Here is a 16382-nt window from a genome sequence, read left to right on the forward strand (position 1 = left end):
TGGCGCGGGCACGCGCAGCGGGCGTGCATCGCATGGTGACGATCTCCACGCGCGTGAAAAAAGCCGCTGTCTATCAGGGGCTGGCCGAACGGTTCGAGAATGTCTGGTTCTCGGTCGGCACGCATCCGCACAACGCCGCCGAGGAGCCGGAAGTCACGCTCGACGAGATCATCCGGTTGAGCCAGCACCCGAAATGCGTGGCGATCGGCGAGGCGGGCCTTGATTACCACTACGACAAGTCCCCGCGGCACCAGCAGGCGGCATCGTTCCGCCTGCAGATCGCGGCGGCGCGGCAGACCGGCCTGCCGCTCGTGATCCATGCCCGCGCGGCGGATGACGACATGATCGCGATCCTCGAAGACGAGATGGGGAAGGGGGCTTTTCCGGCCATTCTCCATTGCTTCTCCTCCGGGGCGGAACTTGCCCGCGTCGGCGTGGAACTCGGCCTTTACGTCTCCTTCTCGGGTATCCTGACCTTCAGGAACTCGACAGAGATCCGCAAGATCGCAGCGGAAATCCCGCTGGAGCGCCTGCTGGTGGAAACCGACGCGCCCTATCTCGCGCCCGTGCCGCATCGCGGGAAAACGAACGAGCCGGCTTTCACCGCGCATGTTGCGGGCGTTCTTTCCGAGGTGAAGGGCATGACCCTCGCAGCTTTGGCGCCAATCCTTGAAGCCAACACCAACCGTGTTTTCGGCAGATTGCCGCGCGCAGCCCAGGAAGCGGCATGAGCCTGAAAATCACCATTCTCGGCTGCGGCTCGTCCGGCGGCGTGCCGCGCGTGGCACAGGGCTGGGGCCGATGCGATCCTGCGGAGCCGCGCAACCGGCGGCGGCGCTGTTCGATTCTCGTCGAGAAATCCGGGCCGTCCGGCGAAACGCGGGTGCTGATCGATACGTCGCCGGATCTGCGCGCGCAGCTGATCGATGCGGGCGTGAAGCACCTTGATGCTGTGGTTTTCACGCATGAACATGCGGATCACACGCATGGAATCGATGATTTGCGGCCGCTTTTCATCGCCAGCCGCCATCGCGTTCCGGTCTATGCCGAGACGCGCACCATGGACCTGCTGCAGGCCCGGTTCGGCTATTGCTTTTCCACGCCCGCCGGCAGCGATTATCCGCCGATCCTGACCGGCCATCTTTTCGATGAGCGCAAGCCTCTGGTCATCGATGGTGCAGGCGGCACCCTCGAATTGCTTCCCATTCCGGTCGATCATGGCAGCATTCCGTGCCTCGGCTTCCGGATCGGCAGCATCGCCTACATGCCGGATGTCAGCGCCATTCCGGATGCAAGCCTGCCCATGCTCGAAGGCCTCGGATGCTGGATCATCGATGCCTTGCGGGACACGCCGCACAACTCGCATTTCTCGCTTTCCGAGGCCCTGGAATGGATCGAGCGCATGACGCCGAGGCATGCCGTGCTCACCAATCTGCACACCGATCTCGACTACGGACGCCTGATGCGCGAGACGCCGGCGCATGTCGTGCCGGCCTATGATGGCATGATCATCCGAGAGGATGAGGATCTGCGCATAAGCCCTTGAGACAGATGATTCCTTGCCGGATCTGACTATATCTGACTATCTGAGATCCGGGGGCACCCAAATGCCTAGCGCCGAGTCTTCGGGCATCACATAGTTCCATAATATGTCTTATGCGAACGGGCTCGCGGTTTCGCACCACGCCCTCCCGGCACCATCTTTCGCCGCTTCGCTTCATGCGGTTTCGGCTCGAAAGGCGTGCGATGTTCGCCTCCAGCACCATGATCTCTTTGCCTCCGACCTCTTTGACTCCGATCTCTTTGACTCCAAGTCGGTCGCGGCGCGTCTCGGGTTGCTGCCGCGCCTTTGTTGCATCGCCGAAGGGCGATCCGGTGTCGGCCGCGTGATGCCATGAAACAGACCCGGCTGCTTCTCGTGGACACTCCGCTTTCGCCGGAGGAACCGGATGCGCTTGCGATCGATCGCGCGGCATGGTCAACGGAACATATGACCCCTGCTCCCGATCTCGCCCAACTCCTCGCCATCATGGCCGCCCTGCGGCACCCCGAGACGGGCTGTCCCTGGGATGCCGCGCAGAATTTCGAGACCATCGCGCCCTATACGCTGGAAGAGGCGCAGGAGGTCGCGGATGCCATACGCAGAGGCGATCTCGTTGATCTGAAAGAGGAGTTGGGAGACTTGCTGTTGCAGGTCGTGTTCCATTCCCGGATGGCCGAGGAACAGGGCATCTTCGCTTTCCCCGATGTGGTCGAGGCCATCAACCGCAAGCTCATCCGCCGGCATCCGCATGTCTTCGGAGACCGGAATGCCGGCAATCCCGGCGCGGTGAAGGAATTGTGGGACAAGATCAAGGCCGAGGAGAAGGCCGAGCGGGCGGCCGCCCGCGCTGCGGCAGGATTGCCGGATGACCAGCCGAAAGGGCTGCTCGGAAGCGTGAAGACCGCCCTGCCCGCCCTGCAACGGGCCGTGAAACTGCAGGAAAAGGCTGGAACGGTGGGTTTCGACTGGAAAAACGCGGAACGGGTGCTCGACAAGATCGCGGAAGAGGCGAGCGAGGTTCGCGAAGCGCTGCGCGAGAAGGATGCCGCTGATATCGAAGAGGAAATCGGTGATCTTCTGTTTGTCATGGCCAATCTCGCGCGGCATGCCGGGGTTGATCCGGAAACGGCTCTGGAAAAGGCCAGTGCGAAGTTCACGCGGCGCTTCCGCGCTATCGAGACCGCTCTGGCCGCTGAGGGCCGCGGGCTTGAGAATGCCAGCCTCGACGAGATGGAGGCGCTCTGGATCGCCGCCAAGATGGCCGAAAAGGCCTGATCAGGCGGGCGTGAGCGCACCCTCTCCGAAGCGTCGGCGGATGCGCCCTACCGCCTCGGACCCTGCGCGCAGCGTGAGGTGCAAGGCCCCCTCCTCCGCCTCCTCCCGCGACAGCACCTCCGCCTCGCGATAGAGCCAGGCCAAACCCTCACCATCGCCGGCGGGCACGGTCATGCGGAAGCTCTGGCGATCATCCGCGAGGCGCGCCTCGATCGCCGCAAGCAGGGTGTCGATCCCCTCCCCGGTCAGCGCCGAAACGAGGATCGGCGCGCGGTTGGCATCGCTCGCGCCCTGCCGTCGCGCGCTGATTTCCGCGAGGCGCGCGCGTTCGGATTCGGCGAGCAGGTCGGCCTTGTTCCACACCTCGACGATACGGCCCTGCGCCGCCGGGCCCAGCCCGAGTTCGGTGAGCACCTGGCGCACATCCTCGTCCTGCGCGTCCGTATCGGGGTTCGCGATGTCGCGGACATGCAGGATCACGCGGGCGAGGATCACATCCTCCAGCGTGGCGCGGAAGGCCGCGACCAGCTGGGTCGGCAGGTCGGAGATGAACCCGACCGTATCTGAAAGCACCACCTTGAGGCCATGCGGCAATTCGATGGCACGCGTGGTCGGGTCGAGGGTCGCGAAGAGCATATCCTTCGCCAGAACCTCAGCCCGCGTGAGGCGGTTGAAGAGGCTCGATTTGCCGGCATTGGTATAGCCCACCAGCGCGACCGTGGGATACGGCACCTTTTCCCGGCTCGCGCGATGCAGGCCGCGCGTGCGCTTCACCTCCTCGAGGTCGCGCTCGATGCGGCTCATGCGCTCCTGGATGAGGCGGCGGTCGGTCTCGATCTGTGTTTCGCCCGGGCCGCCGAGAAAGCCGAAGCCGCCGCGCTGGCGTTCGAGATGGGTCCAGGAGCGCACGAGTCGCGATTTCTGGTAGGCGAGATGCGCGAGTTCAACCTGCAGCCGCCCCTCCTTCGTCGAGGCGCGGCGACCGAAGATTTCGAGAATGAGGCCGGTGCGGTCGATCACCTTGGCCTTGAAGGCCTGTTCGAGGTTGCGCTGCTGCACGGGCGAGAGCGCGCAATCCATCATCACAAGGCCGATCTCTTCGGCCGCGACCCTTCTGGCAATCTCCTCCACCTTGCCGCCGCCGAGATAGGTCGCGGGTCTGATGAGGCGGATGGGCGCGACTTCCGCGCCGATGATCGTGAGGTCGATGGCCTGCGTGAGGCCCACGGCCTCTTCCAGCCGCGCCCCGGCGCCACGCAGGCCCGGAGTGGCACGTGCGGCTTCCATGCCGGCTCGGGTGAGATAAGGCCCGATGACGAGAGTGCGCGTGGCGGTCGCGATGGCCTTCTCCGGCTCGAAGGCCGCCTTGCCCTTGAGCAGGCGCGAGCCGACGACAGCCTTGCGGCCTGCGGCTTCATCCATCTCGTCCGGTTCTTCTGTCACGGCGATCGCCCTGTTCCTCGGCGCCGGACGCGGCGGCTCGCGGCCGCTCCGGTCATTCCTCGTCGTTCGCGCCGGGAAGATGGATCGGCGAGACCGGCATGATGGTCGAGATCGCATGCTTGTAGACGAGTTGCGATACGCCGTCACGCTTCAGCAAGACGCAGAAGTTATCGAACCAGGTCACTGCCCCCTGCAATTTGACCCCGTTGACCAGAAAAATCGTGACGGAAATCTTGTTCTTTCGAACATGATTGAGGAAGTTGTCCTGCAGGCTCAGCGTGCGCTCGGTCGCCATTTCTTACCCTCGTTGCGCCGCGCCACCCCTTCTCCCCCAGGGTCATGGAGCACGCTGAATAGCCTGCCTTCCGTCACGGCGATGCGCCGGATCATAGGTAGGGCATCGCCCGTGCGCAAGTGCAGCATTACGACAAGAAAGCAGATGAAGAAAATGTATCAAGATATTTAAACACCAAGAGATTTCAGCTTTCGGTGCAGCGCCGAGCGCTCCATCCCCACAAATTCCGCCGTGCGTGAAATATTGCCTCCGAAACGATTGATCTGCGCGATCAGATACTCCCGCTCGAAAATCTCGCGAGCCTCGCGCAGCGCGAGCGAGAGGAGTTTCTCCGCCCCCGCTCCGTTCGGCATCGGCGGCAGGGAAGCACCCACGTCCTGCGGAAGCATGTCGGCGGTTACCTCCTGATTGGGATCGCCCGCGGCGAGGATCATCAGCCGCTCGACATTGTTGCGCAGCTGGCGGATGTTGCCCGGCCAATCATGGGTTTGCAGCACCGCCATGGCATCGGCCGCAATGCGCCGCCTGGGCAAGCCCGAGGCCACCGCGATCTGCTGCATGAAGTGGTCGATGAGGCCCGGTATGTCCTCGCGCCGCTCGGCGAGCGCGGGCACGCGGATCGGCACCACATTCAGGCGGTGATAAAGGTCCTCGCGGAAATTCCCGGCGGCGATCTCCGCCGGCAGGTCGCGAGCCGTGGAAGCGACGATGCGCACATCGACCGCCACTCGGGTGGCTCCGCCGACGCGCTGGAAGTTCTGATCCACCAGCACGCGCAGGATCTTGCCCTGCGTCTCCTTGGGCATGTCGGCGACTTCATCGATGAAGAGCATGCCGCCATGCGCTTCCTCGAGCGCGCCGACGCGCCGCGTCCTGCCCTTCTGCGCCTCGATGCCGAACAGCGCTTCCTCCATCCGCTCGGGCGTGATGGTTGCGGCATTGATCACCACGAAAGGCCCGCTCGCACGGCTCGACAGCGCGTGGATGGTTCGCGCCGCGAGCTCCTTGCCCGAGCCGGACGGGCCGGCAATCAGGATGCGCGCATTGGTGGGGGCCACGCGCTCGATCTGCTGGCGCAATTGCGAGAGCATGGTCGACTGGCCGATCATGCGATCGGGTTCGCCGGAGCGGGCCTTCAAGTCCTTGATCTCGCGCTTCAGGGCCTGCGCCTCCAGCGCCCGCTCCGCCACGAGCACCAGGCGGTCGGCCTTGAAGGGCTTCTCGATGAAATCGTAGGCGCCCTTCTTGATGGCGGAGACGGCGGTCTCGATGTTGCCATGCCCCGAGATCATCACGATCGGGATTTCCGGATGCAGTTCCTGGATGCTTTCGAGGAGTTGCAGGCCGTCGAGCCGGCTGCCCTGCAGCCAGATATCGAGAAAGATGAGATGCGGCCGGCGCTGTTCGATCTGCGCCAGCGCGTCATCCGAGGAGCGCGCGGTGCGCGTGCGATAGCCCTCGTCATCCAGTATCCCCGCGACCAGCTCGCGGATATCGGCTTCGTCATCGACAATCAGAATGTCGCTCGACATGGCTCAGCCCCTTTGAACTCAACCCGCCAGAGCGGCGCTTTTCGCGCCGATCGGGGGCAAATGGATGCGGACAAGGGCACCGGGCGGCTGGGCGCCGTCGGCTTCCGCGGGTGGATCGAGCAGCGACAGCGTCCCGCCATGATCCTCGAAGATCTTCGCGACGATCGGCAGGCCGAGGCCCGTGCCGCCTTCGCGGGTGGTGACATAGGGCTCCAGCAATTGCTGGCGGTTTTCCCTCGGAAACCCCTTGCCGTTATCGCGGATATCGAGCTGCATCCCCTCCTCGCCAAGGTCGGCGAGCGAGACGGTGACGCGGCCCTCCCCCGCCTGCCCGGCCGGACTTTCGGCGATGGCCTCGCAGGCATTCTTCATCAGGTTCTGCACGGCCTGCGCGATGAGGCGGCGGTCGATCAGCGCCATGACAGGCTCCGCCGGAAGCTCTTCCTCGATGATGACGCCGGGGTTGCCCACGCGCATCATGAAGGCTACCTCGCGCAAGACCTCCCCGAGGTCATCCGCCAAGGGCTGCGGTTTCGGCATGCGGGCGAAGGAGGAAAACTCGTCCACCATCCGCTTGATGTCCTCTACCTGCCGCACGATCGTGTCCGTGCATTGGTCGAAGACGGACTTGTCCTCGGTGATGACCTTTCCGAACTTGCGGCGGATGCGCTCCGCGGAGAGCTGGATGGGCGTCAGCGGGTTCTTGATCTCGTGCGCGATGCGCCGCGCCACATCCGCCCAGGCGGCCGAACGCTGCGCGGTGACCAGATTCGTGATGTCGTCGAGCGTCAGGATCTGCCCGCCCGAAGCGTCGCTGACGGCGCGGGCCGAGAGGATGCGCTCCACCCCGCGCCGCCGCACCGGGAATTCGCGCTGCACGAGGCGCTGCGGGTTCGCGCGCACCTCGTCCATCATCGAGACGATCTCGGGCAGGAGTTCCGCCGCCCGCCTGCCCGTGGGGTCGATGCTGCCGAGCCCCAGAATGCCGCGCGCGGCAGGGTTGATCAGCGTGATGAGCCCGTTCTCGTCCACGCCCAGCACGCCCTCGGGAATGCCCGAGAGCATCGCCTCCATGAAGAGACGGCGCTGGTCGATCAGCTCGTTCGCGGCGGAAAGCGAATTGTGCTGCTCGCGCAACGCGGAAGTCATGTTGTTGAAGGTCGCGCCGAGCTGTCCCAGATCCTCGCCCATCTTCGCCACGGGCACCTGCACATAGAGGTTGCCGGCAGAGACCTGATCGGTCGCCATCATCAGCCGGCGCACGGGGTCGACCAGGCGCGCGGCGTAACCGAGGCCCAGCAGCACCGCGCCGAGCAGCGAAATCAGCGTGATCAGCGCGAAGACGAGCGCGATGCCAAGCTGCGTCGCGTTGCGGCGTTCATCGAGCTGCTGATATTGCTGGACGCCGGCGCGCGAGACCTCCGGGAATTCCAGCGCCCGCGGGTCCACCGCCCGGGCAGCCATCAGGAAAGTGCCGGGGCCGAAGCTCTTGAGCGCGATCAGCCCGCCGAGGGATTCCTGCGTGAAAAGGCAGGGAAGCTCGTCAGTCGCCGCATATTGGTAATCTTCCTCGGCCGGTTGCGGCACGCTGAAACTGCGATGCGGCACCTCCGCCTGCATCACGAGCGATCCATCACGCTTGAAAACTACAGCTCTTGGAAAACCAAGGGCTTCGGCCCGATTGTTAATAAACTGCTGGAAACTGTCGCGGTTGCCGAAAAAAAAGCCGCCGGTATTCGCGCGGTCGAGATCCGAGGCCATGAGGCGCAGTTCGCGGCCCATGTTCTGGCAGAGCTGCTGCTGGAAGTTCTGCGCAATGGATTCGGAAGTGTCGACGAGGCGCTTGAGATCGCCCGCGAACCAGGGCGTGAGGCCGCGATCGAGCGCGAAGAGCCCCGCCCCGGCCACCAGGGCGGTCGGCACGGCCGCAACCAGCGAGAACAATCCGACCACGCGCCTTTGCAGACGCGCCCCGGTCATTCCCGCCGCGGTTTCGCGCCGGAGCGCCAGCAGGTGCCGCACCACCAGGAACAGCAGCAGCAGGATGAGCAGCACGTTGAAGCCGAGCAGGCTCAGTGTCACGTTCCCCTGCGGCTCGACCCCGAAAGCGCCCATCAGCACGAGGAAGGTGATGGTGGCCGACAGGAAGGCGAGCATGACGACGATCGGGCCGGCAATGCCCGTGGTCAGGTCCTGCGAAGCGGCAGCGTCGTCCGGTGCGGGCGACGGCGCTTGCGCGGCCGGCACCAACAGGCTTTTCGCAACGGGGCGCGCCTCGACGGCCAGCCCCTCTTTCGCATCCTTGTCGCGTGTGGCGTCGTTCAAGCGCGCTTCCCCGGTTCGCCGGCCAAGACCGGGAATCGTCACCCGGGCTTCAACCCTCGCAGACCAGCTAGGACCGCTTGAGGGATTCGCGCAACACTGTTGTTGAATTGCGACAACTTTCGGGCCGCTCGGCAGAAGCGCCGCCGGCAACCCTCGAAAACCGGTTGGCAAAGTCGACCGCCCGGCCCGCTCAGCCGATGGCGCTGGTCATGCGGATGCCCAGTTCGCGAATCTTCTTGCGCAGGGTGTTCCGGTTGAGGCCGAGCAGATCCGCCGCGCGCACCTGGTTGCCATTGGTTGCCGCCAACGCCGCTGCCACCAGCGGGCGCTCGAATTCCACCAGCAGGCGCTCATAAAGGCCGGGAGGCGGGAGTTCGTCACCGAAGCGCGCGAAATAGCTCCTGAGATGATTGCGCAGAAAGCCCTCGAAGCCATCCCCCGGGGCGGGGGCAGGCTGCGCCTCCATGGCCCTGGGCTCGACAATGCGCGGCGCGGAGCGGCGCACCACGGAAAGCTCGCCCTCGATCGCCTGCGCGTTGATGACGTCGTCCGGGTGCAAGGCCGCGAGGCGTCGCACGAGGTTCTCGAGCTCGCGGATATTGCCCGGCCAGTCATGGCGCTTCAGGCGTTCCATGCCTGCGGCATCCACGATCTTGCGCGGTAGGCCCTCCTCCTCGGCGAGCTTCAGGAAGTGGCGAACGAGATCCGGCACGTCGCCGAGGCGCTCGCGCAAGGGCGGCAGGCGGATCGGCACAACCGAAAGGCGGTAATAGAGGTCCTCGCGGAAGAGGCCCTTCTCGATCAGCCCCACGAGTTCCTTGTTGGTGGCCGCGACGATGCGCACATCGGTCTTGATCGGCGTGCGTCCGCCCACGGTCATGTATTCGCCCTGCTGGAGCACGCGCAGCAGGCGGGTTTGCGCCTCCATCGGCATGTCGCCGATCTCGTCGAGGAAGAGCGTGCCGCTTTCGGCCTGCTCGAAGCGGCCCTGGCTGCGCTGGTTCGCACCCGTGAAGGCGCCCTTCTCGTGGCCGAAAAGTTCGCTCTCGATCAGATCGCGCGGGATTGCGGCCATGTTGATGGCCACAAACGGCCCCTTGCGGCGACGGCCGAAATCATGCAGGGCGCGCGCTACCAGTTCCTTGCCGGTGCCGCTCTCGCCGGTGATGAGCACCGTGAGATCGGTGTTCATCAGGCGGGCCAGCACCCGGTAGACATCCTGCATCGCGCCGGAACGGCCGACGAGCGGAATCTCCTCCTGCGGCGCCTTGGGCGTCGCGGCGGGGATGGTGGCGGGCGTGGCCTCGCGCATTTCCGTGCCGGCCAGCGCGCGGCCCACGATGCGGATCAGCTGGTCGAGATCGAAAGGTTTGGGCAGGTATTCATAGGCCCCGCGCTCGGAGGCGCGGATGGCGGTCATGAAGGTATTCTGCGCGCTCATCACCACGATGGGCAATTGCGGGCGCGCGGACTTCATGCGCGGCAGGAGCTCGAAAATGTTCTCGTCGGGCATCACCACATCGGTGATCACGAGATCGCCTTCGCCGGCTTCCACCCATCGCGAGAGGACATGCGCGCTGCCGGTGGCCCGGACATCATATCCCGCCCGGGTGAGTGCCTGGCTGACGACGGTCCGGATTGCCAGATCATCATCCGCCACAAGGATCGTCCGCGCCATCGCGATCTGGCCCTCGCTTCTTGTCATGCTCCCCGGCTGAGCCTCTTCGCGGCACCGGTGGATAGCCTTGGCGACCCGTGGCGATCCTAGTCCCTCTCCTTGCGGATGGGGAAGAGCATGCGGAACACCGTTTGACCCCGCAGGCGCTCGCACTCGATCACCCCGCCATGGTCGCTGACTACCTTCGCCACCAAAGCAAGACCGAGGCCAGTTCCCGTCGCCTTGCTGGTGACGAAGGGCTCGAACAGATGCGGCATCAGGTTTTCGGGAATGCCCGGGCCATTGTCGATCACGCAGACTTCGAAGGGGAGCGAGACGCGCCGGCCGCTCGAGGGCACCATCACCGAGACGCCGGGCCGGAAGGCTGTCGTCATGAGGATGCGACCCTCGGGATGGTCGGGCCCGATGGCTTCCGCGGCGTTCTTCACGAGGTTCAGCACGACCTGGATGAGGCGATCGCGATTGCCAGCGATGGTCGGCAGCGAGGGGTCGAAATCCGGCCGGAACGAGATCCGCCGGCCAAAGCCGGATTGTGCAAGGCGCATCACATGATCGAGCACCTCGTGAATGTTCACCGGCGAAAGTGGCAGCGGCCGCCCATCCGAAAACACCTCGAACCGCTCGACGAGGCGGACGATGCGGTCCACTTCCGACCGGATGAGCGCTGAAAGCGGCTTTTCCACCTCCGGCAGCGAGCCTTCCAGCAGCTGCGCCGCGCCGCGGATGCCGGAAAGCGGGTTCTTGATTTCGTGCGCCAGCATCGAGGCCATGGCGCCCACGGAGCGCACGGCATCGCGATGCGTGAGGTGCCGGTTCATCTTGTCCATGATGGCCCGGGGCTGCAATACGAGCACGAGATCGCCGGCATTTTCGCCCAACGGCGCAGCGTAAACATCGACAAGCTGGTCGCTTTTCGTCCTCCCCATGGAAAGGTCGATGCCATATTCGGTCACGCTGCCACCGTGATCCCGGACATGATCGACGAGCAGCATCAGCGGCGAACCGGGCGGCAGCCATTCCGGAAGCGTGCGTTCGCGCAGACGCTCGCGGCCCGCGCCGAGAAGCTGTTCGGCGGCCGTATTGGCGGAGCGGATGCGGTTCTTCGCATCGACTTCGATCACGGGCATCGGTACCGCGTCGATAAGGTTGCGGATGCTCATCAGGCCGCCTCCCGAACCGCGCCGGATGCGATGGAAAGAAAGCTTTCGCGCAAGAAGGCCCGCACGAAAGCGGGGTCGTTGCTGGTCAGGGCATCGGCCATTCGGGCGCGATCAGGGATGGCGCCGCGCCGCCCGGCTTCTTCGGCATAGGCCGCGACATGCTTGCGCGCGTGGCGGATGCCATGCGCCTCGCCCAAGGTTTCCAGCAAGAAATCATAATGCGATATTGCCGCCTCCACGAGCTTTTCCGGGGCGAAACAGGGCTTTTCGCAGCCATCCAGCGCAGCGGCGATCTCGCCGACGAGCCAGGGCCGGCCGAGGCTCGCGCGGCCGATCATCACGCCATCGGCGCCGGAGAGGCGCAGGGCTTCAAGGGCCTGTTCAACCGTTTCGATGTCACCATTCACCAGCAAGGGCAGAGAAATCGCCTCGCGGACGCGGGCGATCGCGCGCCAATCCGCCTGTCCCTTGTAGAATTGCTGGCGGGTGCGCCCATGCACCGTGACGAGCGCAAGGCCATGCGCCTCGGCGCGCCGCGCGAGTTCGGGCGCGTTGAGGCTGGCATGGTCCCATCCAAGACGCATTTTCAGCGTGACGGGTACGGAAACGGCGCCTTTCACGGCGGCGATCAGGCTTTCCGCATGGTCGAGATCACGCATCAGCGCCGAGCCCGACCAGCCATTGACCACGCGTTTGGCGGGGCAACCCATGTTGATGTCAATGACATCCGCGCCCGAGGCCTCGGCCACGCGGGCCCCCTCGGCCATGGCGTCCGGCGTGCAGCCCGCGAGTTGCACCACATGCAGGCGAAGACCGCCGCCCTCGGCGCGCAGGCGCGCTTCTTCCTCGCCGGCCGCGAGTTGGTCTGCTGCGACCATTTCGCTCACCACCATGCCGGCACCGAAATCCTCGGCGATCTTTCGGAAGGCATGATCCGTCACGCCAGACATCGGCGCCAGCACCGCGCGTCCCGGAAGGACATGCCGCCCAATCGACAGAAATGCGACCATGATGCTCAGATTGCCCAGAAAATAGGCATTACGATGATTTTGCGATCGTCGGTACGAATGCCCGAGCGGCAATTCGTCCCGTTCATCCGCAGCCGATACCGGCAAGTGACGCATAATGAAAGCTTTTTCCACTTTCTCCTGAAAGGCGGGACGCGCGGATTGACAAAAGGCCCCGGCCCCGATGAAACGATGCAGCAACCAGGGGGGATGGCGATGGCGGATCGCAAGGCGGCTCTGATCATTGTCGCGGCCGGACATGGCACGCGACTCCGTGGAGCGCCGAAGCAATATCGCCCGCTGCTTGGCAAGCCGGTCCTCTCGCATCTCATGGCGCGTGCCGCATCCATTTCCGCCATCGGGCCGATCATCACCGTCACGCATCCCGATCATGCCGCTTTCTATGGGGAGGCGCTGGCCGCGTCGGGCCTGAAGGATGATCGCGCCTTCCGCGCGCCCGGTGGCGAAACCCGGCAGGCTTCCGTTTGCAACGGCCTCGAACTGCTTGCCGCGGCGGAATTTCCGGCGGACGGAATCGTGCTTGTTCATGATGCCGCGCGCCCCTTTCTCAGTGAACTGGTGGTGCTCCGCGCGATCCTCGCGGCGCAGGCCGCAGGTGCGGCGATGCCCGTTTTGCCAGTGGTGGACACCGTGGCGGAGATCGATGCAGCGGGCGAGCTTGCCGGCAATCCGGACCGGGCAAGGCTGCGCGTCGTGCAGACCCCGCAATCCTTCCGCTTCGGGCCGATTCTCGCGGCGCATCGCGCGATGGCCGAGAGAGGGCGGTTCGATTTCACCGATGATGCCGGGCTGATGCTGGCCAATGGCCAGCGTGTCGCGACCTTCGAGGGTGATGACGGCCTCTTCAAGATCACGCTGGAAGCAGATCTTGCCCGGGCCAAGCGGCATCTGGGGGCGCCCGAGCCTTTTGTCCGCACCGGCCTCGGCTACGATGTGCACGCCTTCACCGATGGCAACCATGTGACCCTCGGTGGTGTCGCGATCCCTCACGAACGCGCGCTGCTCGGCCATTCCGATGCCGATCCGCTGATGCACGCGATCACCGATGCTCTGCTCGGCACGATCGGCGATGGCGATATCGGCCAGCATTTTCCGCCTTCCGATCCGCGCTGGAAAGGCGCGCCTTCCCGCCTGTTCCTGGAGAATGCGCGCGCGAGGGTCGAATCGCGGGGCGGGCGCATCCTCAATGTCGATGGCACGTTGATCTGCGAGGCGCCGAAGGTCGGACCCCATCGCGCGGCGATTGCTTTGGCGATCGGTTCGGTGCTCGGCCTTCCGCCGGAAGCGGTGGGCGTGAAGGCCACGACAAACGAGAAGCTCGGCTTTGCCGGGCGTCGCGAGGGCATCGCGGCCATGGCGGTTGCCACGGTTGCCTTTTCAGGCTGAAATCCGGGGCATGACACGCCCCCTCACCCTCCCCGCGCTGGCCCGCGCCGTTCTGGCCAGCGCCCGCAGCGCCGGGCTCACCATCGCCACAGCCGAGAGCTGCACGGGCGGCATGGTGATGGCGGCCCTGACCGGCATCGCCGGTTCGTCGGATGTGGTGGATCGCGGTTTCGTGACCTATTCCAACGCCGCGAAGGGCCAGATGCTCGGCGTGCCCGAGGCACTGATCGCACGGGTCGGGGCGGTATCGGCCGAGGTCGCCGCCGCGATGGCGGAAGGGGCAATGAAGGCGTCGGGCGCGGGGCTGGCGGTGGCGATCACCGGAATTGCCGGGCCGGGCGGCGGCTCGGCCGCGAAGCCCGTGGGTCTTGTGCATCTCGCGGCCGTTTCGCGGCTTGGTCCCGTCAACCGGATCGAGCGGCGTTACAATCCGGCTTTGGGCCGCGCGGGTATCCGTCGCGCTGCGACTCGCGATGCGCTTCTGATCTTGCTCGACCTCGCGGAGCAGGCCGGCTTCGCTGCGGCGTGAAAACCCCGCGGGTCAGCCCTGCGGCCCGCGCCGCGCCAGCACATCCGCCCGCTTCTCGAACGCTTCGGCCATCTTGCGGAACACGGTCTCGAACACCGCGCCGGCGAGAAGCTGGAAAGTGCGGCTCCTGAATTCGTAATCGATGAAGAACTGCACCCGGCAGCCCAAAGGCGCTGATGTCACGACGCCACCGCCCGGCGCCGCGCCCTCCAGCGGCAGGAAGGTCCAGCGGTTCTCGAGATGCCGGAACGGCCCGTCGACATAGCTGACAAGGATGCGCGGCGGCTGGTTCTCATTGCCGCGATCGAGCACGACGCGCGTGGTGAAGACCTCGCGGATCATCTTGTAGCCGATGGCCATGTCGGCGGTCAGAACCTCACGGCCCAGCTCATCCGAGCTGCGGCGACGGATGACGAGGCTCGTGCACATCGGCACGAATTCGGGATAGCGCTCGATATCCGCGACGAGGTCGAACATCGTCTGCGGCGCGTGGCGCACGAGGCGGGTGGTCTCGAAGCGGGGCATCAGCCGCGTGCTTTGGCCTCGCGCGCCGCCTTCAGACGCGCGAAATCCTCGCCCGCATGGTGGGAGGAGCGCGTGAGCGGGCTCGAGCAGACCATCAGGAAGCCCTTGGTGTAAGCGATGGTCTCGTAGGCCTTGAACTCGTCCGGCGTCACGAACTTGATGATCGGGTGGTGCTTCTTCGAAGGCTGGAGATATTGCCCGATCGTGATGAAATCCACCTCCGCCGAGCGCAGGTCGTCCATCAATTGCAGCACCTCGTTCCGCTCCTCGCCAAGCCCGACCATGATGCCGGATTTGGTGAAGATGGTCGGGTCCAGCTCCTTCACCTGCTGCAGCAGGCGGATGGAGTGGAAGTAGCGCGCGCCGGGGCGAACCTTCAGGTAGTTGGACGGCACGGTTTCGAGATTGTGGTTGAACACATCGGGCCGCGCCTTCACCACCACTTCCAGCGCGCCGGGCTTGCGAAGGAAATCCGGCGTGAGAATTTCAATCGTGGTCTTCGGTGAGGCCCGCCGAATGGCCCGGATCGTTTGCGCAAAATGCTCGGCACCGCCATCCTCGAGATCGTCGCGATCCACCGAGGTGATGACCACATGTTCAAGCCCGAGCTTCGCGGTGGCGGTCGCGACATATTCCGGCTCATGGGGGTCGAGCGGCTGCGGCATGCCGGTCTTCACGTTGCAGAAGGCGCAGGCCCGCGTGCAGGTATCGCCCATGATCATGAAAGTCGCGTGCTTCTTCTCCCAGCACTCGCCAATATTGGGGCAGCCCGCCTCCTCGCACACCGTGACGAGGCCGTTCTCCTTCACGATTGTTTGCGTCTCCTTCCACCCGGGCGAGCCGGGCGCCTTCACGCGGATCCAATCGGGCTTGCGCTGAATGGGGTTATCCGGCCGATGCGCCTTCTCGGGGTGGCGCGAAAGTGCGTTCACGCCCGTCTTGCCCTGAGAAGAATTCTCACCCTTCCTGCGCGGATCGTTGTTGAGAAGGTCGATCGTGGCCATGAGGTCCCCGTCTGGAATGGAATGCGCTCAATTAGGGCCCCGGAAAGGCGGAAACAAGCATCGCTTTCAGCATGGGCGCCCTGCATCAACGCCCGAGGAAGCGGCCGATGACGATCACGATCACCCCGCCGAACACCGCCGCGAGGAAGCTCGTGATGAACGGTCCGCCAACCCGGATGCCCACGGCCCCGAAGATCCAGTGGCCCACCAGTGCGCCGACCAGCCCGATGACGAGGTTGCGCACGAGACCGCCGCGCCCTCCGACGAGCTTCGTGGCAAGCCAGCCCGCGACGAGGCCGAGCAGGAGTGTCCAGAGAAGCGGGTAGCCGAACATGTCAGGTCTATTCCTTTACGCGCATGAGCCAGCGTGCGGCGAATGCGCCTGCCTGTGTCAAAACAAGCACAAGACACGCTCCGATGCTACGATCAACGCTCACATCGCCCGTGAATGGACGGGCGTCGGTCCACAACATTATGGTCAGTAATGGCGCCGTGAAGCAAACGCTATCAATTGCTGCAAGCGCCGCTCTTCTACCTTTGGAATTGTCAATTGTGTTCATGTGTCCTCACGCATTGAGCGCCCTTCCATAGGCATCGAGCACGCTCTCCTTCATCATCTCGGAAAGCGTGGGGTGCGGGAAGATGGTGTGCATCAGGTC

15 protein-coding genes are annotated in these 16382 nt (G+C 64.9%); 5 read left to right on the forward strand and 10 right to left on the reverse strand.

The annotated features are described in order from the left end of the window. The 3 genes from ACKODO_RS05595 to mazG form a co-directional block, all read left to right on the forward strand. Positions 1-731: TatD family hydrolase (locus ACKODO_RS05595; protein ID WP_408982466.1), on the forward strand; the 731-nt coding region annotated here is incomplete at its 5' end. Continuing rightward, positions 728-1546 carry an MBL fold metallo-hydrolase gene (locus ACKODO_RS05600; protein ID WP_408982467.1) on the forward strand — a complete coding sequence of 273 codons (819 nt, stop codon included), beginning with the start codon at positions 728-730 and terminating at the stop codon, positions 1544-1546. The genes ACKODO_RS05595 and ACKODO_RS05600, both read left to right, overlap by 4 nt. A gap of 444 nt (positions 1547-1990) precedes the next feature. Further along, positions 1991-2818, forward strand: coding sequence for a nucleoside triphosphate pyrophosphohydrolase (gene mazG / locus ACKODO_RS05605; protein WP_408982479.1), 828 nt, complete (start codon positions 1991-1993; stop codon positions 2816-2818). Here the strand turns inward: mazG and hflX are convergent, their stop codons facing one another. The 7 genes from hflX to dusB form a co-directional block, all read right to left on the reverse strand. Next, positions 2819-4240, reverse strand: coding sequence for a GTPase HflX (hflX, locus tag ACKODO_RS05610; RefSeq protein ID WP_408982480.1), 1422 nt, complete (start codon positions 4238-4240; stop codon positions 2819-2821). It abuts the gene before it with no gap. A 73-nt stretch (positions 4241-4313) separates the two neighbouring features. Next, complete coding sequence (gene hfq, locus ACKODO_RS05615) at positions 4314-4556, reverse strand: RNA chaperone Hfq (protein WP_408982468.1); 243 nt, start codon at positions 4554-4556, stop codon at positions 4314-4316. Between the two features lie 167 nt (positions 4557-4723). Next, positions 4724-6088: a sigma-54-dependent transcriptional regulator gene (locus ACKODO_RS05620; RefSeq protein WP_408982469.1), complete on the reverse strand. Its 1365-nt coding sequence runs from the start codon at positions 6086-6088 to the stop codon at positions 4724-4726. An 18-nt stretch (positions 6089-6106) separates the two neighbouring features. Further along, on the reverse strand, positions 6107-8413 hold the full coding sequence (locus ACKODO_RS05625) for an ATP-binding protein (RefSeq protein WP_408982470.1): 2307 nt from the start codon (positions 8411-8413) through the stop codon (positions 6107-6109). A 190-nt stretch (positions 8414-8603) separates the two neighbouring features. After that, positions 8604-10118: a nitrogen regulation protein NR(I) gene (gene ntrC / locus ACKODO_RS05630; RefSeq protein WP_408982471.1), complete on the reverse strand. Its 1515-nt coding sequence runs from the start codon at positions 10116-10118 to the stop codon at positions 8604-8606. 59 nt (positions 10119-10177) lie between these two features. Continuing rightward, positions 10178-11251, reverse strand: a complete 1074-nt coding sequence (locus tag ACKODO_RS05635) for a two-component system sensor histidine kinase NtrB (RefSeq protein ID WP_408982472.1) — start codon at positions 11249-11251, stop codon at positions 10178-10180. Beyond that, complete coding sequence (gene dusB, locus ACKODO_RS05640; RefSeq protein ID WP_408982473.1) at positions 11251-12261, reverse strand: tRNA dihydrouridine synthase DusB; 1011 nt, start codon at positions 12259-12261, stop codon at positions 11251-11253. Before dusB ends, ACKODO_RS05635 begins: the two co-directional genes overlap by 1 nt. 213 nt (positions 12262-12474) lie before the next feature. On the opposite strand from dusB, the gene ispD reads away from it, so the two are divergent. Together ispD and ACKODO_RS05650 are read left to right on the forward strand one after the other, a co-directional pair. Beyond that, the gene (gene ispD, locus ACKODO_RS05645; RefSeq protein ID WP_408982474.1) at positions 12475-13665 is read left to right on the forward strand and encodes a 2-C-methyl-D-erythritol 4-phosphate cytidylyltransferase; all 1191 of its coding nucleotides are present in this window, start codon (positions 12475-12477) and stop codon (positions 13663-13665) included. A gap of 10 nt (positions 13666-13675) precedes the next feature. Beyond that, the gene (locus tag ACKODO_RS05650) at positions 13676-14194 is read left to right on the forward strand and encodes a CinA family protein (RefSeq protein WP_408982475.1); all 519 of its coding nucleotides are present in this window, start codon (positions 13676-13678) and stop codon (positions 14192-14194) included. A gap of 12 nt (positions 14195-14206) precedes the next feature. Here ACKODO_RS05650 and ACKODO_RS05655 read toward each other — a convergent pair whose 3' ends face one another. From ACKODO_RS05655 to ACKODO_RS05665, 3 genes are all read right to left on the reverse strand, one after another. Beyond that, the gene (locus ACKODO_RS05655) at positions 14207-14719 is read right to left on the reverse strand and encodes a type II toxin-antitoxin system RatA family toxin (RefSeq protein ID WP_408982476.1); all 513 of its coding nucleotides are present in this window, start codon (positions 14717-14719) and stop codon (positions 14207-14209) included. Beyond that, complete coding sequence (gene lipA / locus ACKODO_RS05660) at positions 14719-15723, reverse strand: lipoyl synthase (protein WP_408982477.1); 1005 nt, start codon at positions 15721-15723, stop codon at positions 14719-14721. The genes ACKODO_RS05655 and lipA overlap by 1 nt, the downstream gene beginning before the upstream one ends. 85 nt (positions 15724-15808) lie before the next feature. Next, entirely contained in the window at positions 15809-16057 is a 249-nt protein-coding gene (locus tag ACKODO_RS05665; RefSeq protein ID WP_408982478.1) for a GlsB/YeaQ/YmgE family stress response membrane protein, read from the reverse strand. Between the last annotated feature and the right edge of the window lie 325 nt (positions 16058-16382).

The organism is Rhabdaerophilum sp., from assembly GCF_046092605.1.
Classification (GTDB): domain Bacteria; phylum Pseudomonadota; class Alphaproteobacteria; order Rhizobiales; family Beijerinckiaceae; genus Rhabdaerophilum.